Origin of the sequence: Streptomyces sp. NPDC059743 (assembly GCF_042732975.1) — a bacterium.
Taxonomy (GTDB): Bacteria; Actinomycetota; Actinomycetes; order Streptomycetales; family Streptomycetaceae; genus Streptomyces.
Genome location: NZ_JBHWGS010000023.1, coordinates 98517 through 117873 on the forward strand (window position 1 = coordinate 98517; position 19357 = coordinate 117873).

The following is a 19357-nucleotide window of genomic DNA, read 5'->3' on the forward strand; positions in this document are numbered from 1 at the left end:
ATGTTGCCAAAACGAGACCCTTTAAGTGTGGTTTACGGCCCGGCCGTACTTAATAGTTGGCCATTGAGCTCGGGTCAATGGGTCAAACGCCATGGGGAGCGTCGACTCACGAGCACACTCGGGGTACTTGGAAACCGCACTGTCAGGGGTGTCAGCGCGCGTAGACAGTGCCCTTCTTGTTGTGACAAGTGGACTCATGAGGAGGAACCCATGCGTGGTGCCAAGAGCGCCAAGTGGGTAGTCGGCACGATTGTCGTGGCCCTCGCGGCGACGGCCTGCAGCAGCAGCGGAGACGACAGCAGCAAAACGCCTTCGACGGAGAAGGGCAAGCCCGCGGGCTATGTCTCCATCGATGTCGGTGAGCCCCAGAAGCCGCTGATCCCGGCCGACACGAACGAGTCGCTCGGCAGCTATGTGATCCAGTCGCTGTTCACCCAGCTCCTGGACTTCGACGCGCAGGGCAAGATCGTTTACACGAACGCCGAGTCGGTGACATCGACCGACTCCAAGACCTGGACGGTCAAGCTCAAGCCGGGCTGGAAGTTCCACGACGGCACCCCCGTCACGGCCGAGTCCTACGTCAAGGCGTGGAACTGGTACGCCAACATCAAGAACAACCAGCAGAACGCCTTCTGGTTCGGTGACATCGCCGGTTACGCCGATGTCCACCCGGAGAAGGGCGAGCCGAAGGCCGACGCGATGTCGGGTCTGAAGGTTGTCGACGACACCACCTTCACGATCGAGCTCACCTCGGCGATTCCGTACTTCGAGTACAAGCTCGGTTACGCGACGTTCGCGCCGCTGCCGGAGGTCTTCTACAAGGACACCAAGGCGTTCGGCCAGAAGCCGGTCGGCAACGGTCCCTACATCTTCGAGAAGTGGGACCACAAGAAGCTCATCCAGGTCAAGGCCAACCCTGACTACCAGGGCCCGAACAAGGCCAAGAACGCGGGCGTCCTCTTCAAGAACTACGCGACCGTCGAGGCCGCGTACCAGGACCTCCTCTCCGGCAACCTGGACATGATCCGCCAGGTCGGCCCGAAGGACCTGCCGAAGTACAAGCAGGACCTCGGCGACCGCGCGATCGACCAGCCGTACGCGGCCGTCCAGAGCCTCGTGCCGGCGTTCTACACGAAGACCTTCAAGGGCATCGACCCGAAGGTCCTCCAGGGTCTGTCGATGGCGATCGACCGCGACACGATCACCAAGACCGTCCTCAACGGCACGCGCAAGCCGGCCACCAGCTTCACCCCGCCGGGTGTCCAGGGCAACCAGGACCTGAACACCGATGTCTTCAAGTTCGACCCGGCGAAGGCGAAGCAGCTGGTCACCGAGGGCGGCGGCGTCCCCGGCAACAAGATCTGGATCCAGTACAACGCGGACGGTGGCCACAAGGAGTGGGTGACCGCGGTCTGCGAGTCGATCCGCAACGCCACCGGTGTGGACTGCATCCCGGACGCCAAGCCGGACTTCCAGACCGACCTGGAGGCTCGTGACAACGACCAGGTCAAGGCGATGTACCGCGGTGGCTGGGTCGCCGACTACCCGCTGAACGTCAACTTCATGCGGGAGCTGTACGGCACGGTCGCCGAGGCGAACAACGGCCGGTTCTCCGACAAGGAGGTCGACGCGGCCTTCAAGAAGGGTGACAACGCCAAGAACCTGGACGAGTCGATCAAGGCTTACCAGGACGCCGAGAAGCTGCTTCTCGACAAGATGCCGGCGATCCCGCTGTGGGAGTACAAGACCAACGGCGGCTACTCGAAGTCTGTGGACAATGTGACGGTCGACTTCCACGGTGACTACAACCTCACCGACGTCACGGTCGTCAAGTAACCCGTCCGAGGGCCATCCCCCCACTCGGCCATAAGCCGTCGGCACAACGTCGGTAGGCTCCCGGGGCCGCTCCCGTACCAATGGGAGCGGCCCCCCGGGCTGCACAGTTATCCATTCGGAGGCAAACATGGGGCGTTATGTCGCGCGGCGACTGCTCCAGATGATCCCGGTATTCCTCGGGTCAACCTTGCTGGTCTTCGCCATGATGTACGCCCTGCCCGGTGATCCCGTGCGCGCGCTCGCCGGAGAGCAGACCGTTGACCCCGCGCAGATCGCGGCGATGAAGAAGGACCTCGGTCTCGACCTGCCGCTCTGGCACCAGTACTGGAACTATCTGACCGGCCTGTTCCAGGGCGACTTCGGCACACAGATCGCCAGCGGCCGGCCCGTCGCCGACATCATCTCGGAGGCGTTCCCGATCACGGTCCGGCTGACGCTGTTCGCCTTCGCCTTCACCGTGCTCGTCGGTATCTCGATCGGCGTCTTCGCCGGACTGAAGGCCGATACGCTCCGGGACCGCGCCCTGCTGGTCCTGACGCTTCTGCTGATCTCCGTTCCCTCGTTCGTACTCGGCTTCCTCGGCCAGTACTTCTTCGCCTTCCAGCTCGGCTGGGTGGACCCGAACGTGAGCGTGGAAGCGAACTGGGACGAGCTGTTCCTCCCGGCCGTCGTACTCGGCTCCCTGTCACTGGCCTATGTGGCACGTCTGACGCGTACCTCCGTCGCGGAGAACCTGCGCTCCGACTACATGCGCACCGCGGTGGCCAAGGGACTGCCGCGCCGCCGGATCATCGGCGTACACCTGATGCGCAACTCCATGATCCCGGTGGTGACCTTCCTCGGCACCGACCTCGGCGCCCTGATGGGCGGCGCGGTCGTCACCGAAGGCATCTTCAACATCAAGGGTGTCGGCTACAACATCTTTGACGCGCTGAGGCACCGCGAGGGCGCCACGGTCGTGGGCATCGTGACCCTGATCGTCGTCGTGTATCTCGTCACCAGCCTGCTCGTCGACCTGCTCTACGCGGTCCTGGACCCGAGGATCCGTTATGCCTGAGGCACTCAAGGACACCGTCAAGGAGCAGCCGGCCGAGGCTCCGGCCGCACCGCCGGCGGACGGCAGGGTCGGCAAGCCCCGCAGTCTCTGGTCGGACGCCTGGCACGATCTGCGGCGCAATCCGCTCTTCGTCGTCTCCGCGGTCCTGATCCTGTTCCTGCTGACGATGGCGGCCTTCCCGCAGCTGTTCACCAGCGCCGATCCACGCTTCGCGGACCTCGCCAACCACTATCTGCAGAAGCCCAACTGGGGCCACTTCTTCGCTCCGGACTGGTTCGGGTACGACATCCAGGGCCGGTCGATCTACACACGTGTCGTCTACGGCGCGCGGGCCTCGATCCTTGTCGCCGTCGTGGTCACCGGACTCGTCACCGTCCTCGGCACCGCGGTCGGGATGCTGGCCGGCTACTTCGGCGGCTGGATCGACACGATCCTGTCCCGGGTCACCGACATCTTCTTCGCCGTGCCGTTCATCCTCGGCGCGATGGTGGTGCTGACCTCCTTCGCCGAGCGTTCGATCTGGGTCGTGATCCTGTCCCTCGCCTTCCTGGGCTGGACACAGATCGCCCGTGTCGCGCGCGGCTCGGTCCTCACCATCAAGCAGGCGGACTATGTGATGGCGGCCAAGGCGCTCGGCGCCTCGACCAGCCGTATCCTGCTCCGGCACATCATGCCCAACGCGATCGCACCGGTGATCGTGGTCGCGACCATCGCGCTCGGCGGCTATATCTCGGCCGAGGCCACGCTGTCCTTCCTGGGTATCGGGCTCGCCGAGCCGGCCGTCTCCTGGGGCGTCGACATCTCGTCGGGCCAGGAGCAGCTCCGTAACGCGGAGTTCGTCCTGATCGTCCCGTCGGTCATGGTGTCGATCACTGTGCTGGCCTTCATCATGCTCGGCGATGCGGTACGCAACGCCCTCGATCCCAAGCTGCGCTGAGGGAGGCGTACATGACCATCATCGACAACACGACGGCGGACGATCCTTCCGGCCCGCTGCTCGAAGTCCGTGACCTGCATGTGGAGTTCCACACCCGTGACGGTGTGGCCAAGGCGGTCAACGGTGTCAACTACAGCGTCAGCGCGGGCGAGACGCTCGCCGTGCTGGGCGAGTCCGGCTCCGGCAAGTCCGTCACCGCTCAGGCGGTCATGGGCATTCTCGACATGCCTCCGGGACGCATTCCGCGCGGAGAGATCTTCTTCCGCGGCCAGGACATGCTCAAGATGAGCAACGAGGAGCGCCGGCTCATCCGCGGCCAGAAGATCGCGATGATCTTCCAGGACGCGCTGTCCTCGCTCAATCCGGTGCTCTCCGTGGGCTACCAGCTCGGCGAGATGTTCCGTGTCCATCTGGGCCTCTCCAAGAAGGAGGCCAAGGCCAGGTCCATCGAGCTGATGGACCGGGTGCGTATCCCGGCGGCCAAGGAGCGGGTCAACGACTATCCGCACCAGTTCTCCGGCGGAATGCGCCAGCGCATCATGATCGCCATGGCGCTGGCCCTGGAACCGGATCTGATCATCGCGGACGAGCCGACCACCGCGCTGGATGTGACCGTCCAGGCCCAGGTCATGGACCTGCTGGCGGAGTTGCAGCGCGAGTACCACATGGGCCTGATCCTGATCACGCACGACCTCGGCGTCGTCGCCGATGTCGCGGACAAGATCGCGGTCATGTACGCGGGCCGGATCGTGGAGACCGCGCCGGTGCACGAGCTCTACAAGCGTCCCGCGCATCCGTACACCCGTGGTCTGCTCGACTCGATTCCGCGCCTGGACCAGAAGGGCCAGGAGCTGTACGCGATCAAGGGCCTGCCACCCAACCTGACCCGGATTCCGCCCGGCTGCGCCTTCAATCCGCGCTGCCCCGCGGCGCAGGACATCTGCCGTACGGAGGTTCCGGCCCTGCTTTCCGTCACGGAGCAGGACGGTACCGAGCTGCCGGGCCGTGGAAGCGCGTGCCACTTCTGGAAGGAGACGATCCATGGCTGAGCCGAGGAAGAGTGACGACTCCATGGACGCCACCCCGAACGTCACCGAGGTGGCGACGGCCGACGCCGTCACCGTCGAGGACTCCGTCGCCGCCATCGAGGCGACGGTCGAGCGTGGCGAGCCGATCCTCCAGGTGCGCAACCTGGTCAAGCACTTCCCGCTGACCCAGGGCGTTCTGTTCAAGAAGCAGGTCGGCGCGGTCAAGGCTGTGGATGGCATCTCCTTCGACCTGTACCAGGGCGAGACGCTGGGCATCGTCGGAGAGTCCGGCTGCGGCAAGTCCACCGTCGCCAAGCTGCTGATGACGCTGGAGCAGGCGACCGCCGGCGAGGTCTTCTTCAAGGGCCAGGACATCACCAGGCTGTCCGGGCGCGCGCTGAAGGCCGTCCGCAGGAACATCCAGATGGTGTTCCAGGACCCGTACACCTCGCTCAACCCGAGGATGACCGTCGGTGACATCATCGGCGAGCCCTTCGACATCCATCCGGAGGTGGCACCGAAGGGCGACCGGCGCCGCAAGGTCCAGGAACTGCTCGATGTCGTGGGTCTCAACCCGGAGTACATCAACCGCTATCCGCATCAGTTCTCCGGCGGACAGCGCCAGCGCATCGGTATCGCCCGCGGTCTCGCGCTCAATCCCGAGGTCATCATCTGCGACGAGCCGGTCTCGGCCCTGGATGTCTCGGTGCAGGCGCAGGTCATCAATCTGATGGAGAAGCTCCAGGACGAGTTCAACCTCTCCTACATCTTCATCGCGCACGACCTGTCGATCGTCCGGCACATCTCCGACCGGGTCGGTGTGATGTACCTCGGCAAGATGGCCGAGATCGGTACGGACACCCAGATCTACGACCACCCGACGCATCCCTACACCCAGGCGCTGCTGTCGGCGGTCCCGGTGCCCGACCCGGAGGCCCGTGAGGGCCGCGAGCGGATCATCCTCACCGGTGATGTCCCGTCACCGGCGAATCCGCCCTCCGGCTGCCGCTTCCGGACGCGCTGCTGGAAGGCGCAGGAGAAGTGCGCCACGGATGTCCCGCTGCTGGCCGTTCCCGAGCGCTTCAAGGGCACGGGCGGGCACGCCGCGCACGAATCGGCGTGCCACTTCGCCGAGGAGAAGGACGTCGTCCACGCGGCATGACGTAGCCGTACGTCGTACGAACAGCGCCCGGAACCGAACGGTTCCGGGCGCTGTTCTGTGTGGTGCCGCGCTGTGTGATCGTCCATTTGCGCGGGCTGGATATGCGGATCCTTCCTTGGCGTTCGATCTTGGTCTCAGCAGGTCACGAACGTGTACGCAGGTCACGTACTCCGAGGAGGCCCGTTCGATGCGTGGAGCCGCACCCGTCACCTGGGCCGTGTGCGCGGTGGCCGTCGCGCTCACGGCGACAGCGTGCGGCGGAGGAAGCGGCAGCGGCGCCGGAGGACCGGACGGAGTGCTCTCCTCCTCCTGGGGCGATCCGCAGAATCCGTTGGAGCCCGCGAACACCAATGAGGTCCAGGGCGGCAAGGTCCTCGACATGATCTTCCGCGGGCTGAAAAAGTACGACCCGAGGACCGGCAAGGCGGAGAACGCCCTCGCCGAGCGGATCGACACCACCGACTCAACGCACTTCACCGTCACCGTCAAGGACGGCTGGACCTTCAGCAACGGCGAGCAGGTCACCGCGAGATCGTTCGTGGACGCCTGGAACTACGGCGCGCATCTGAAGAACAATCAGAAGAACGCGTACTTCTTCGAGTACATCGAGGGATACGACAAGGTCCATCCGGCCTCGGGCCGGCCCACCGCGGACACGCTCTCCGGCCTCGCCGTCACCGGTCCGCTGACCTTCACCGTCAAGCTGTCCCAGCGCTTCTCCACCTGGCCGGACACGCTCGGATACGCCGCGTTCGCGCCACTGCCCAGGGCCTTCTTCGACCACCACGACGCCTGGCTCGCCAAGCCGGTCGGCAACGGCCCGTACGAGGTCGAGAACTACACCCGAGGCGCCCAGATGTCGCTGCGCACCTGGAAGGGCTACCCGGGCGGCGACAAGGCGCGCAACGGCGGAGTGGATCTGCGGGTCTACACGGACGGCAACACCGCCTACACCGATCTGGTCTCCGGCAATCTCGATCTGGTCGACGACGTCCCGGCCGCACAGCTCAAGAACGTCAGGGCCGATCTCGAAGGCCGGTACATCAACACGCCCGCCGGCATCCTCCAGAGCCTCTCCTTCCCGTACTACGACCGGGCCTGGAACACACCGGGCGCCGTCAAGGTCCGCACCGGACTCTCCATGGCGATCAACCGCGGACAGATCACCGAAACGATCTTCCACGGGACCCGCACTCCCGCCACCGACTGGACCTCTCCGGTCCTCGGCGCGGACGGCGGCTACAAAGCCGGGCTCTGCGGGAAGGCCTGCTCCTACGACCCGGCCTCGGCGAAGAAGCTGATCGCGGAGGGCGGCGGTATCCCGGGCGGCCGGCTGACCATCACGTACAACACCGACACCGGATCCCACAAGGAGTGGGTCGACGCGGTCTGCAACAGCATCAACAACGCGCTGGGCAACGACAGATCGTGTGTCGGCAGCCCGGTCGGCACCTTCGCTGACTTCAGGAACAAGATCGGCCGGAAGAAGCTCACCGGTCCGTTCCGGGCGGGCTGGCAGATGGACTATCCGCTGATCCAGAACTTCCTTCAGCCGCTCTACTACTCCAACGGCTCGGCCAACGACGGCAAGTGGCACAACGCGCGGTTCAACGAGCTGGTCAACGAGGCCAACGCCGATACGGACACCTCGACCGCGATCCGGAAGTTCCAGCAGGCCGAGAAGGTCGTACGGGACCAGATGGCCGGGATCCCGCTCTGGTACCAGAACGGGAGCGCCGGTTACGCGGCCCGGATCTCCCATGTCGAACTGAACCCGTTCAGCGTGCCCGTCTACCACGAGATCACGGTCCGCTGACACCGGGCAGGAGGAGCACCTCATGGGACGTTATGTGATCCGCCGTCTGCTCCAGATGATCCCTGTCTTCATCGGCGCCACCTTGCTGATCTTTCTGATGGTCCATGTGATGGGCGACCCGATCGCGGGACTCTGCGGCGAGAGACAGTGCGATTCGGCGACCGAGGGCCGGCTGCGCCGGGAGTTCGGCCTCGACCGGCCTGTGTGGCAGCAGTACACGACCTATATGGGCCATGTGTTCTCGGGCGACTTCGGGACCGCCTTCAACGGCCAGAAGGTCATCGACCTGATGGCGTCGGCCTTTCCGGTCACCATCCGGCTCACGCTCGTGGCCGTCGCCTTCGAGCTGGTCATCGGAGTCGTCCTCGGTGTGATCACGGGTCTGCGCCGGGGCCGGCCGGTCGACACCTCCGTACTGCTGCTGACGCTCGTGGTCATCGCCGTACCGACCTTTGTCACCGGGCTGCTGGCGCAGCTCGTGTTCGGCGTCAAGTGGCGGATCGTCCAGCCGTCGGTCTCGTACACCGCGCCGCTCGACGAACTGATCCTGCCCGGACTGGTGCTGGCGTCGGTCTCGCTGGCGTATGTCACCCGGCTGACCCGCACCTCGATCGCCGAGAACGTCCGCTCCGACTATGTCCGTACGGCCATCGCCAAGGGCCTGCCCAGACATCGGGTGATCACCCGGCATCTGCTGCGCAACTCACTGATCCCGGTGGTCACCTTCATCGGCACGGACATCGGCGCCCTGATGGGCGGTGCCATCGTCACCGAGCGGATCTTCAATATCCATGGCGTCGGATTCCAGCTCTACCAGGGCATCCTGCGCCAGAACACCCAGACCGTCGTCGGCTTTGTCACCGTGCTCGTGATCGTCTTTCTGCTGGCGAATCTGCTGGTCGACCTGGTCTACGCCGTTCTCGACCCGAGGATCCGGTATGCCTGAGCCGCAGTGCGCCCGACCGAGGACCGTCGCCGTCAAGGCCACGGCCGTCGCCGCCACAGCCGTACCGGAGCGTGGAGCCGCTCTGGAACGGGCAGCCGCTCCGGAGCGGTGTCCAGGGAGCTCCGAGGGCGGCGCCGCGCCCACCGGGAGGCCGCGCGGGCTGTGGTCGGACGCCTGGCACGATCTGCGCCGCAATCCGGTCTTCGTCGTCTCGGCGCTCGTCATCGTCTTTCTGGTGGTGATCTCGCTCTGGCCGTCCCTGATCGCGAGCCGCAATCCGCTCTCCTGCGATCTCGCCAGGGCCCAGGAGGGCTCCCGGCCCGGCCATCCCTTCGGCTTCAACGGGCAGGGCTGCGACGTCTATACGCGTACGGTCCACGGCGCCAGGACCTCGGTCGTCGTCGGTGTGCTCGCCAGCCTCGGCGTCGCTGTGACCGGCTCGGTCCTCGGCGCTCTGGCCGGCTTCTTCGGCGGCGCCTGGGACGCGGTCCTCTCCCGGATCACCGATGTCTTCTTCGCGATTCCGGTGGTGCTCGGCGGACTCGTCCTGCTGTCGCTGGTGGCCGGCACCACCGTCTGGCCGGTGATCGGTTTCATGGTGCTGCTCGGCTGGCCGCAGATCTCCCGGATCGCCCGCGGTTCCGTCATCACCGTCAAACAGAACGACTATGTGCAGGCGGCACGGGCGCTCGGCGCCTCCCACACCCGGATCCTGCTCCGGCACATCCTGCCCAACGCCGTCGCGCCCGTGATCGTCGTGGCGACCATCGCGCTCGGTACGTTCATCGCGCTGGAGGCGACACTCTCGTATCTCGGTGTGGGGCTCAGACCGCCGGCCGTGTCCTGGGGCATCGACATCTCGGACGCCTCGCCGTACATCCGCAACTCGCCGCACATGCTGCTCTGGCCGGCCGGTGCGCTGGCGGTCACCGTGCTCGCGTTCATCATGCTCGGCGACGCGGTGCGCGACGCCCTCGATCCGAAGCTGCGCTAGCCGCTCTCTTTTCCTTCAGGAGTCCGACCCATGCTGCTCGACGTACGTGATCTGCGCGTGGAGTTCCGTACCCGCGACGGTGTCGCCAGGGCCGTCAACGGCGTCAGTTACGCGGTGGACGCCGGCGAGACGCTCGCCGTGCTCGGCGAGTCCGGCTCGGGCAAGTCCGTCACGGCCCAGGCGGTCATAGGGATCCTGGACACACCGCCCGGCCGGATCTCCGGCGGTGAGGTGCTCTTCCAGGGCCGCGATCTGCTGAGGCTCAAGGAGGAGCAGCGGCGCCGGATCCGGGGCGCCGAGCTGGCGATGATCTTCCAGGACGCGCTGTCCGCGCTCAATCCCGTGATCAGCGTCGGCGCCCAGCTCGGCGAGATGTTCGTGGTGCACCGCGGTATGTCCCGCAGACAGGCGCGGGCGCGGGCCGTCGAGCTGATGGACCGCGTCGGGATTCCGGCGGCCGAGGAGCGGGCGGGCGACTATCCGCACCAGTTCTCCGGCGGTATGCGCCAGCGCATCATGATCGCGATGGCCCTCGCACTGGAGCCCGCGCTGATCATCGCCGACGAGCCGACCACCGCGCTCGATGTGACCGTCCAGGCCCAGGTCATGGAGCTGCTCGCGGAGCTGCGGCGCGAGCTGGACATGGGCCTGATCCTGATCACCCATGATCTGGGCGTGGTCGCCGATGTGGCGGACCGGATCGCGGTGATGTACGCGGGACGGATCGTGGAGACCGCGCCGGTGCACGCTCTCTACAAGGCCGCCGCCCATCCGTACACCCGCGCTCTGCTGGACTCGGTCCCGCGCCTGGACCGCAAGGGCCGTGAGCTGTACGCGATCAGAGGCCTGCCGCCGAATCCGCTGCGTATCCCGCCCGGCTGCGCCTTCCACCCACGCTGTCCGATCGCCCGCGACATCTGCCGTACGGACGAGCCGCCGCTGTACGAGGTCGCCGAGGGCCGGCACAGCGCCTGCCACTTCTGGAGGGAGACGCTCGATGGCTGAGGCCGTTCTGGAAGTCACCGACCTGGTCAAGCATTATCCGCTGACCCGTGGCGTCCTGGTCAGGAAGCAGATCGGGGCGGTACGGGCCGTCGACGGGATCTCCTTCGGTCTGGCCTCCGGGGAGACCTTGGGCATCGTCGGGGAGTCCGGCTGCGGCAAGTCGACCGTGGCGAGGATGCTGGTCCATCTGGAGCGGCCGACCTCCGGCCGGATCCGCTACAAGGGCGAGGACATCACCCGGCTGTCGGGCCGCGCGCTGAAGGCGGTGCGGCGGAATATCCAGATGGTGTTCCAGGACCCGTACACCTCGCTCAATCCGCGGATGACCGTGGGCGACATCGTCGGGGAGCCGTACGAGATCCATCCGGAGGCGGCGCCGAAGGGCGACCGGCGGCGCAAGGTCCAGGAGCTGCTGGATGTGGTCGGGCTCGATCCGGAGTACGTCAACCGCTATCCGCACCAGTTCTCCGGCGGACAGCGCCAGCGCATCGGTATCGCCCGCGGGCTCGCCCTGCGGCCGCAGGTCATCGTCGCCGACGAACCGGTCTCCGCCCTCGATGTCTCCGTCCAGGCGCAGGTCATCAATCTGATGGAGCGGCTCCAGAACGAGTTCGGGCTCTCCTATGTGTTCATCGCCCATGATCTGTCGATCGTCCGGCATATCTCCGACCGCGTCGGAGTGATGTATCTGGGACGGCTCGCCGAGCTCGGCTCGGACACGGAGATCTACGACCATCCCACGCATCCGTACACCCAGGCGCTGCTCTCCGCCGTGCCGCTGCCCGATCCGACGGCGCGCGAGCACCGGGACCGGATCATCCTGACGGGCGAGGTGCCGTCGCCGGCGCATCCGCCCTCCGGCTGCCAGTTCCGTACGCGCTGCTGGAAGGCGCAGGAGCGGTGCGCGGTGGAGGAGCCGGAGCTTGCGGTCCCGGTCGCCTTCCTGGGACAGGAGGGACCGGCCGCGCATCCCTCGGCCTGTCATTTTGCGGCGGAGCGACGGATCGTACCGGCCGTGGGGGGCGAAACGTAATAAAGCACATCAATTTCGTTAACACACAGGCAACTTCACGGACCCGACACCGATATACGAACGCGTCACGCTGAACAACGTACGGCCGTGCGGGTGCCGTAGATCGGCCGGGGCTCTGGGAGCCCCGGCCGGTCGCCTGTCCGGGCAGGGCCTACGGTCAGTTCAGGCCCAGGGACCGCTTCAGGAAGTCGACCTGGAGCAGCAGCAGATTCTCCGCGATCTGTTCCTGCGGTGTCATATGCGTCACACCGGTGAGCGGCAGCACTTCATGAGGCCGTCCCGCGGCGAGCAGTGCCGCGGAGAGCTTGAGCGTGTGTGCCACCACCACATTGTCGTCCGCGAGCCCATGGATCAGCATCAGCGGCCGGACCGGGACCTCCGGCGCCGAGAGCCCGTCGTCCGTGACCAGTGAGTGTGTGTCGTACACCTCGGGCGCCTCCTGCGGTGTGCCGAAGTAGCGCTCCTGGTAGTGGGTGTCATAGAGCCGCAGATCGGTGACCGGCGCGCCGGAGACCGCCGCGTGGAAGACATCGGGACGGTGCAGGACCGCGAGGGCGGCGAGCCAGCCGCCGAAGGACCAGCCACGGATCGCCACCCGCTCCAGATCGAGCGGGAAGCGCTCCGCGAGACCGTGCAGCGCCTCGATCTGGTCCTCCAGGCTGAGCAGCAGATTCCGCTTGACCGCCTTCTCCCAGGCGGGCGAGCGGCCCGGAGTGCCACGGCCGTCGGCGACGATCACCGCGAATCCCTGGTCGGCGAACCACTGCGAGGTCAGATGCGCGTTCTGCGCGGCGACCACACGCTGGCCGTGCGGACCGCCGTAGGGATCCAGCAGAACCGGAAGCGGGCCGTCCGATTCGCGGTGGCCGGTCGGCAGCAGCACGGCGCACGGAATCCGGTGCGCGCCCGCCTCGGTGAGCCGCGCGTGAGCCGTGAGCACCGGCCGCTCGGCGTACGAGACGATGCCCGCGAGCCGCTCGCCGTCCCTGAGCACCTGTACGGACGAGCCCGGCACGTCCGGCACGGCCGACGCCAGTACGGACACTCCGCCGGCCCGTACGGCCGAGTGCACACCCGGGCCCGCGGAGATCCGCTCGACGCCCAGATCGCTGACCCGGTACACATGAATCTGGCCAATTTCCGGATCGGCGGCCTCCTCGCCGGCCGATGCCGAGATCAGGACATCCCGGTCACCGATGTCCAGAACCGCGCGCGGATGCAGCTGCGGCCCGGTCAGCGGACGGTCGCCCACCACCAGCACCCGCGCGCCTCCCTCGTCGGCGAGCCGCACCAGCCGTCCGTCCGGCGCCCAGGCCGGCACGCCCGGCGAGAGCTCCAGCCACGCCGGATCCTCGTCCTGGTGCACGGTCCTGGTCGTACCGGTCTCCGTGTCCACCGCCAGATAGAGCTGTCCGCGCTGGTCACGGCTCTGTACGAGCAGCAGCGGAGCGCCCGCGGACGACCAGTGGACCCGGGCCAGATACGGATACCGAGCCCGGTCCCAGATCACCTCCGTACGCTTCGCAGGCCCGCCGTCCGGCCCGTCCGGCCCATCCGGCTCTCCCAGAGCGACCAGGAAGAGCCGTACGTCCGCGTTGGGCGTGCCCGCCGCGGGATAGGCGACACTGACCGGCTCCCGGTCCGGATGAGCGGGATCGGAGATCCACCAGCGCCGCACCTGAGAGGTGTCCACCCGCGCGACCAGCAGCCGGTCCGACTCGGGCGACCACCAGAAGCCGCGGGTACGGTCCATCTCTTCGGCGGCGATGAACTCGGCCAGCCCGTAGGTGACGTCCGCGCCCTCGGCCTTGGTGGGCCCCACCAGCTCGCGATCGCCCTCACCGTCCGCGCCGATCACCCGGAGCGCTCCCTTGGCCGCGTAGGCGATGTGCCGGCCGTCGGGCGCGGGCCGCGGATCGATCACCGGTCCGCGTACGGGCAGTTGGCGCGCGGTGCCGGCACGCAGCTCGGCCGCGTACAGCCGCCCGGAGAGCGCGAACGCGGCCAGTTCGACCGTATTGTCCGTCGCGTAGCCGACGATGCCCTCCCCGCCCTCGCGGCTCCGCTCGCGGCGGGCCCGCTCCTCGGCGGAGAGCCGCTCCACGGCGCCTCCCAGCAGCGTCCTGGGGTCCGCGGCGACCCGCTCCCGTCCTCCGGGGCCAGGGCCTTCGAGATCGAGCACCCAGAGGGCGTTCACGCGGTCCGTCCCGGAAGCGGAACGCAGGAAGACCACCCGCGCGCCGTCGGGCGAGACCGTGAACGCGCGGGGAGCGCCCAGCGTGAACCGCTGGGTCCTGGCGTGCTGGCGTGGGAACGAGTGCTCGTGGCTCAAGGTCATACGACCGAAACTAGTGCCCGTGCGCCCCCCTGTGCTGCCGTGCACCGACCGATGCTTACGTACGGATAGTTATGATCCGTAGCGCAAGGTGGGTAGGAATCTGCCGGCACATGCATGCCGCTCTTTCCCGACTGATATTTATGGAGGTGAACCGCCGTGGCACTCTCGATTTCGGCGGTGGTGCTGCTGGCGATCATCGTCTTCCTGCTGGTCCGGAAATCCGGGCTCAAGGCCGGTCACGCGGTGGTCTGCATGCTGCTCGGGTTCTACATCGCCAGTTCGTCCATCGCGCCCACCATCAGCGAACTGACCACGAACGTGGCGGGGATGATCGGCGGGATCAAGTTCTGACCTCCGGTTCGTGATCTCCGGTTCGTGACCTCCGGTCCACCGACCTCCGACTCCCACTTCTCTCTCTTCTCCCTCTGCCCGCTTTCCGATCTCCGCTCGCCGTGCCCCCGGCCGCCGTCCATCCGGCCGGGGGTTTCACGGGCGGCCTCGTAGGCTGTCCTCATGACCGACCAACCCGCCCGTCGTCTGCTGCTGGTGCACGCGCACCCGGACGACGAGTCGATCAACAACGGCGCCACCATGGCCAAGTACGCGGCCGAGGGCGCTCTGGTCACTCTGGTGACCTGCACCCTCGGCGAGGAGGGCGAGATCATCGTGCCCGGTCTCGCCCATCTCGCCGCCGACCGGGAGGACGGCCTCGGCACTCATCGCATCGGTGAACTCGCCGCGGCCATGCGGGAGCTGGGCGTCTCCGACCACCGGTTCCTCGGCGGGCCCGGCAGATTCCGGGACTCCGGGATGATGGGCCTGCCGCAGAACGACCGCGAGAACGCCTTCTGGCACACCGAGGTCGACGATGCCGCGGAACATCTTGTCGAGGTGATCCGCGAGGTGCGTCCGCAGGTGCTCGTGACGTACGACCCGAACGGCGGCTACGGGCACCCGGACCATATCCAGGCCCATCGCGTCGCCATGCGCGCCGCGGCACTGGCCGCCGACAGCGCATACGGTCCCGGGCTCGGGACACCTCACGCGATCGACAAGATCTACTGGAACCGGGTGCCGCGCTCGGTGGCCGAGGCGGGCTTCGCGCGGCTCCGTGCCACCGGTACGGATTTCTTCGGTATCGCCGAGGTGGACGACCTCCCGGGTGTGGTGGACGACTCGGAGATCACCGCGGCGATCGACGGCGCGCCGTACCGGGAGCTCAAGGCCGCCGCGATGCGCGCGCACGCGACTCAAATCGCCGTGGACGGGCCCTTCTTCGCGCTCTCCAACGATCTCGGCCAGCCGATCTTCGCCTCCGAGTACTACCAGTTGGTGCACGGGAAGTCCGGAGCGTCCGCGGGCGAACGCGAGACCGATCTCTTCGCGGGAGTCGCCGGAGCCGGAGACGGTGGAGCCGCCGGAGCGGCCGGAGACGGTGGAGCGGGCCGTGTCACGGAGGCCGGCGCATGAGTGACATGAGTGAGCTCAAGCGGCAGCAGTCCGCCGACGGGCTCCCGGCCGCGCCCGGGCCCTCCCGTATCGCCGTCTACGTGGGCCTCGCCGTGCTCGGCGCCCTGGTCGCCCTTGCGGGCTCGCTCGTCCAAGGCGGCTGGTTCCCCGGCGGTTTGGTGCTGGCCCTGCTCGCCACCGCCGGAGTCTTCCTCGGCGGACTGCGCCTCACCGGTACGCAGATGGGCGTGGGAGCGCCCGCCGGAGGCTGGCTGATTGCGGCCGTCCTGCTGAGCGTCGGCCGCCCGGAGGGCGACGCGGCCTTCTCCGCGGGCGTCGGACCGCTCATCTTTCTGCTGGGCGGGATGGCGGTGGCTGTGATGTGTGCCACCATGTCGCGGTTGCCGCAACCGGGCACGAAGTCCGGCCGACTTGGGAAGTGACGCGCCCGTCATCCACTGAATTGCCCCCGTCCGCACGGCCCGCGAACGACAGCTTCACACGGTCGTGGGGTGCCGGTCGGCTGAGGACAGTATGGTGGTGCGCGCTCCGGGCCTTCCCCTCGCCTTCGGCTGTGGGGGACCTGAACAGTTGAGTACCAGTAAGAACGGGCGGCGGAGCCAACCGGGAGAACCTGCTTTGAGTCGTGAAACTGACAGTTCGTCCTCCGGGCCCCAGGGGCGCGGCGGAGCCGCGTACCCCTCGGGGACACCGCCGTACGGATCCAGCCAGTATCCGTCGCCGCACCCCCAGCAGGACGCTCCGGAGGAGACCGACACCGCGCTCGCTCCTCAGCCGGACGAGCCGAGAACCGAAACCACACTGACCACACGTATCCGGATCAATATCCCGGGCTCGCGGCCGATCCCGCCGGTCGTGATGCGTACGCCCATGGGCGACAGCGATACTGCGGGCGGCCGGGGCGTCAAGGCCGCCGAGCTCACGGGCGGCGTCCAGGTGCCGGAGCAGGGCCAGGACAGGGCGGACGCCCTGGGAGGCCGGACTCCGGACGAGAAGCCGGCCGGTGACAAGCCCGCGAACGACTGGTTCGCGCCACGCAGGGCCTCGGGCCCGGCGGGCGGCACGGGAACGGGCACCGGCGCGGGCATGGGCGCGGGCGCGGCAGCCGTCGCGGGCGCCTCCGTACCCTCCGTACCGGCGCAGGCCGATCCCGGAGCCGGCCGGCTCACGGACACGCCGTACTACGCCGACTACTCCGAGGCGCCGCAGCCACGGCCGCATCCGTCCACCGGCGGTGGCCCGCTCGGCGATCCCGCCATGGGCGCCGCTCTGGCCGGAACCGGTCTGCCGGGAGCCGGTCTGCCGGGCCAGGGCAGCAATGGCTTCGGGCCCGGTGGCGGACCCACCACACCGGTGCTCGGTATCCGTACTCCCGGCGGGCCCGGCGGGCCCGGCGGCCCTGGTGGTCCCAGCGGTCCGACCGCGGGACCTGTCACCGGCGCCGCCTCGCTGGGCACACCGCCCGCGTCGCTGGGCGCCGGGCCAGGCAACGGCCAGGGTGTCCAGGGCGGTGCGCCGCGGATGTCCGACGACACCGCGGAGCTGACTCCGCAGCAGTACGCGCCCGAGCCGGGACCGGGCGGTCATGTCTCCGGGGACACGCTCACCAGCGGAATTCCCGTGGTGCCGGCGGAGCCCCGCTCGCCCTTCCCGGGCTCGGGCCCGCAGGGCGGCGGTCCGGGCACCGACCAGGGCCACCGGCCAGGCGGTCCCGGCTCCCACGGCCAGGACCAGGACTTCTCGGCGCCGGACTTCCCGGGTCCGATCGGCTCCGCACCGGGCGGCGGGCCGTCGGCACCCGCGCCGGCGCGGTCCGCGGCTCCGGCGGCGCCCGCACCCGCGCCCGTCAAGAAGGGCCGGTCCAAGCTGGCGCTCCTCGTCGGCGTCCTCCTGGTGGCGGGCGGCGGTGTGTACGGCGCGGGCCTGCTCATGAACCACTCCGACGTACCGAAGGGCACCACCGTCCTCGGCGTCGACATCGGCGGCGGCACCCGTGACGCGGCGGTCATCAAGCTCGACGCGGCCCTCGGCAAGCGCGCCTCCGCGCCGCTGCTGCTCAGCGTCGGCGGCAAGACCGAGGAGCTCTCCCCGGACAAGGCGGGCCTCAGTCTGGACAGCCAGGCGACCGTCCGTGACGCGGCCGGCAGCGACTACAACCCGGTCTCGGTGATCGGCTCGCTCTTCGGCGGCCTGCGGATCGCCCAGCCGGTGATCCCGGTCGACGAGGAGAAGCTCAGCGCCGCGCTGACCGATCTGGCCGGTGTCTCGGGCTCGGCCACCGAAGGAACGATCAAGTTCGAGCCGGGCCGGGCCGTCGCCGTAGCGGGCAAGTCGGGCCAGTCGCTCGATGTCAGCCACTCGATCATCTCGGTACGGGACGCCTACCGCTCCCAGGTGCAGACGGGCCGTACGAACGCCGTCGAGCTGCCCATCGCTCCTCGCGATCCGACGATCACACAGGCGGAGCTGGACCGGGCGATGAACGAGTTCGCCAAGCCCGCGATGTCCGATCTGATCACGATCAAGGCGGGCGACAAGCAGATCCAGTTCGGTCCCGCCAAGTCGCTGCCGAAGATCCTCTCCATGAAGGCGATCGACGGCCGGCTGGTGGAGGTCTACGACAAGAAGGCCATCGAGGAGCTGCTGGAAGGTGTCTTCGACGGCATCACGATCACCAAGGGAGACGGCAAGCAGCATCCCGTCTCCGCCGACGATGTCGCCCAGGCGATGCAGAAGGCACTGCTCGGCACCACACCCGCCGAGCGCACCCAGGTGATCGATCTCGATCCCAGCTAGGCGACTCACTGTTCGCTGTTCCGGAGCCCTCGTCCCTTCCCGGGCGAGGGCTCCGGCATGTCCGGCGCCGGTGGTCAGTTGAGCATCGCCCGTGCGGCCCGTGCCCGGCGGCGGATCGCCTCCGCCGTGGACGGCTCGACCGCCGCCACCACCTCCGCGTACTCCTCCATCTCCGTCGCTCCCTGGAGGAACTCACCGCGCTGGACGAGGAGTTGGGCACGGTCGTAGCGCAGTCGGGCCGGGTGCGCGGGCAGCAGCAGGGAGAGTTCGACCGCCCACAGCGCCACATCGGTGCGCTCGGGCCGGGTGGCCGCCCAGGCGCGGATGTTGTTCAGGACGCGCAGGACGATGTCGAGCGGATCGGCCGGAGCGAACAGGGAGTCGTCCAGTGCCGCGTCCGCCGGTGTCATGCCCGTGGCACCGCTCACCAGCAGTGCCGTGTCCGCGCTGGTCAGCAGCCGTCCGCCGGCGAAGGGATCGGCGAGGATCCGTTCGCCCGGATCGCCCGGATCGCCGGGATCGCCGAAGCCGACCACGAAATGGCCGGGCAGGGCCACTCCGTACACCGGTGCTCCGGCCCGTCGCGCGACCTCCATCCACACCACCGAGAGCAGGATGGGCAGTCCGCGCCGACGCCGTAGCACCACCGGCAGCAGCGAGGAGTCGAGCCGCTGGTACTCGGCGGGAGAGCCCTCGAAGCCGCACCGCTCGCCGAGCAGTTCCGCGAGCGCCACCGCCCAGGCGCGCGCTCCGAGCACACCGAACGGCAGCAGTCCGGCCAGCCGGTCCAGTTCGGCCTGGGCCGCGTCGATACCGGCCTCGCCCAGGGCGGGATCGGCCTCGGCGCCCACGAGCAGACAGAGCGTCGCCAGGTCGGGACGGTCAGCGCGGGCCTCCACGGCGAAGCGCCGGCGCGGGTCGACGGATTCCGGTCGCATA

The 19357-nt window shown here is 68.1% G+C and carries 16 protein-coding genes; 14 read left to right on the plus strand and 2 right to left on the minus strand.

Annotated features, from left to right (window positions below; genetic code table 11):
- Positions 1–210: 210 nt before the first annotated feature.
- The 10 genes from ACFV6H_RS33070 to ACFV6H_RS33115 all read left to right on the plus strand — a co-directional run bounded on the left by ACFV6H_RS33070 (position 211) and on the right by ACFV6H_RS33115 (position 11814).
- On the plus strand, positions 211–1836 hold the full coding sequence (locus tag ACFV6H_RS33070) for an ABC transporter substrate-binding protein (protein WP_384782073.1): 1626 nt from the start codon (positions 211–213) through the stop codon (positions 1834–1836).
- A 127-nt stretch (positions 1837–1963) separates the two neighbouring features.
- Positions 1964–2893 (plus strand): ABC transporter permease, encoded by a 930-nt coding sequence (locus ACFV6H_RS33075; RefSeq protein ID WP_093596486.1) that lies wholly within the window; start codon positions 1964–1966, stop codon positions 2891–2893.
- Entirely contained in the window at positions 2886–3830 is a 945-nt protein-coding gene (locus tag ACFV6H_RS33080) for an ABC transporter permease (RefSeq protein WP_093596483.1), read from the plus strand. The genes ACFV6H_RS33075 and ACFV6H_RS33080 overlap by 8 nt, the downstream gene beginning before the upstream one ends.
- Before the next feature lie 11 nt (positions 3831–3841).
- Positions 3842–4879: an ABC transporter ATP-binding protein gene (locus ACFV6H_RS33085; RefSeq protein WP_093596480.1), complete on the plus strand. Its 1038-nt coding sequence runs from the start codon at positions 3842–3844 to the stop codon at positions 4877–4879.
- Positions 4872–6020, plus strand: a complete 1149-nt coding sequence (locus ACFV6H_RS33090; protein WP_384782079.1) for an ABC transporter ATP-binding protein — start codon at positions 4872–4874, stop codon at positions 6018–6020. The genes ACFV6H_RS33085 and ACFV6H_RS33090 overlap by 8 nt, the downstream gene beginning before the upstream one ends.
- A gap of 187 nt (positions 6021–6207) precedes the next feature.
- Positions 6208–7836 (plus strand): ABC transporter substrate-binding protein, encoded by a 1629-nt coding sequence (locus ACFV6H_RS33095; protein ID WP_385549808.1) that lies wholly within the window; start codon positions 6208–6210, stop codon positions 7834–7836.
- A gap of 22 nt (positions 7837–7858) precedes the next feature.
- The gene (locus tag ACFV6H_RS33100; protein WP_385549811.1) at positions 7859–8782 is read left to right on the plus strand and encodes an ABC transporter permease; all 924 of its coding nucleotides are present in this window, start codon (positions 7859–7861) and stop codon (positions 8780–8782) included.
- Positions 8775–9776 (plus strand): ABC transporter permease, encoded by a 1002-nt coding sequence (locus ACFV6H_RS33105; RefSeq protein ID WP_385549813.1) that lies wholly within the window; start codon positions 8775–8777, stop codon positions 9774–9776. The genes ACFV6H_RS33100 and ACFV6H_RS33105 overlap by 8 nt, the downstream gene beginning before the upstream one ends.
- A 30-nt stretch (positions 9777–9806) precedes the next feature.
- Positions 9807–10781, plus strand: a complete 975-nt coding sequence (locus ACFV6H_RS33110) for an ABC transporter ATP-binding protein (protein WP_385549816.1) — start codon at positions 9807–9809, stop codon at positions 10779–10781.
- Complete coding sequence (locus ACFV6H_RS33115; RefSeq protein ID WP_385549819.1) at positions 10774–11814, plus strand: ABC transporter ATP-binding protein; 1041 nt, start codon at positions 10774–10776, stop codon at positions 11812–11814. Before ACFV6H_RS33110 ends, ACFV6H_RS33115 begins: the two co-directional genes overlap by 8 nt.
- 157 nt (positions 11815–11971) lie before the next feature.
- Here the strand turns inward: ACFV6H_RS33115 and ACFV6H_RS33120 are convergent, their stop codons facing one another.
- Positions 11972–14152, minus strand: a complete 2181-nt coding sequence (locus ACFV6H_RS33120) for a prolyl oligopeptidase family serine peptidase (RefSeq protein ID WP_385549822.1) — start codon at positions 14150–14152, stop codon at positions 11972–11974.
- Positions 14153–14308: 156 nt separating this feature from the next.
- On the opposite strand from ACFV6H_RS33120, the gene ACFV6H_RS33125 reads away from it, so the two are divergent.
- From ACFV6H_RS33125 to ACFV6H_RS33140, 4 genes are all read left to right on the plus strand, one after another.
- On the plus strand, positions 14309–14503 hold the full coding sequence (locus ACFV6H_RS33125; protein WP_046497980.1) for a hypothetical protein: 195 nt from the start codon (positions 14309–14311) through the stop codon (positions 14501–14503).
- A 162-nt stretch (positions 14504–14665) separates the two neighbouring features.
- Positions 14666–15622, plus strand: coding sequence for an N-acetyl-1-D-myo-inositol-2-amino-2-deoxy-alpha-D-glucopyranoside deacetylase (gene mshB, locus ACFV6H_RS33130; RefSeq protein ID WP_385549826.1), 957 nt, complete (start codon positions 14666–14668; stop codon positions 15620–15622).
- Entirely contained in the window at positions 15619–16044 is a 426-nt protein-coding gene (locus tag ACFV6H_RS33135; protein WP_384986102.1) for a DUF6113 family protein, read from the plus strand. The genes mshB and ACFV6H_RS33135 overlap by 4 nt, the downstream gene beginning before the upstream one ends.
- 196 nt (positions 16045–16240) lie before the next feature.
- The gene (locus tag ACFV6H_RS33140) at positions 16241–18418 is read left to right on the plus strand and encodes a hypothetical protein (RefSeq protein ID WP_385549830.1); all 2178 of its coding nucleotides are present in this window, start codon (positions 16241–16243) and stop codon (positions 18416–18418) included.
- 74 nt (positions 18419–18492) lie between these two features.
- Here the strand turns inward: ACFV6H_RS33140 and ACFV6H_RS33145 are convergent, their stop codons facing one another.
- Positions 18493–19356 carry a tetratricopeptide repeat protein gene (locus tag ACFV6H_RS33145; protein ID WP_385549833.1) on the minus strand — a complete coding sequence of 288 codons (864 nt, stop codon included), beginning with the start codon at positions 19354–19356 and terminating at the stop codon, positions 18493–18495.
- Position 19357 lies beyond the last annotated feature (1 nt).

Bases quoted from the DNA above. Each gene is read 5' to 3' on its own strand.
- ACFV6H_RS33120 (WP_385549822.1), bottom strand. From the start codon at position 14,152: ATGACCTTGAGCCACGAGCACTCGTTCCCACGCCAGCACGCCAGGACC.
- mshB (WP_385549826.1), top strand. From the start codon at position 14,666: ATGACCGACCAACCCGCCCGTCGTCTGCTGCTGGTGCACGCGCACCCG.
- ACFV6H_RS33070 (WP_384782073.1), top strand. From the start codon at position 211: ATGCGTGGTGCCAAGAGCGCCAAGTGGGTAGTCGGCACGATTGTCGTG.
- ACFV6H_RS33095 (WP_385549808.1), top strand. From the start codon at position 6,208: ATGCGTGGAGCCGCACCCGTCACCTGGGCCGTGTGCGCGGTGGCCGTC.
- ACFV6H_RS33105 (WP_385549813.1), top strand. From the start codon at position 8,775: ATGCCTGAGCCGCAGTGCGCCCGACCGAGGACCGTCGCCGTCAAGGCC.
- ACFV6H_RS33100 (WP_385549811.1), top strand. From the start codon at position 7,859: ATGGGACGTTATGTGATCCGCCGTCTGCTCCAGATGATCCCTGTCTTC.
- ACFV6H_RS33110 (WP_385549816.1), top strand. From the start codon at position 9,807: ATGCTGCTCGACGTACGTGATCTGCGCGTGGAGTTCCGTACCCGCGAC.
- ACFV6H_RS33145 (WP_385549833.1), bottom strand. From the start codon at position 19,356: ATGCGACCGGAATCCGTCGACCCGCGCCGGCGCTTCGCCGTGGAGGCC.
- ACFV6H_RS33115 (WP_385549819.1), top strand. From the start codon at position 10,774: ATGGCTGAGGCCGTTCTGGAAGTCACCGACCTGGTCAAGCATTATCCG.
- ACFV6H_RS33085 (WP_093596480.1), top strand. From the start codon at position 3,842: ATGACCATCATCGACAACACGACGGCGGACGATCCTTCCGGCCCGCTG.
- ACFV6H_RS33080 (WP_093596483.1), top strand. From the start codon at position 2,886: ATGCCTGAGGCACTCAAGGACACCGTCAAGGAGCAGCCGGCCGAGGCT.
- ACFV6H_RS33075 (WP_093596486.1), top strand. From the start codon at position 1,964: ATGGGGCGTTATGTCGCGCGGCGACTGCTCCAGATGATCCCGGTATTC.
- ACFV6H_RS33090 (WP_384782079.1), top strand. From the start codon at position 4,872: ATGGCTGAGCCGAGGAAGAGTGACGACTCCATGGACGCCACCCCGAAC.
- ACFV6H_RS33135 (WP_384986102.1), top strand. From the start codon at position 15,619: ATGAGTGACATGAGTGAGCTCAAGCGGCAGCAGTCCGCCGACGGGCTC.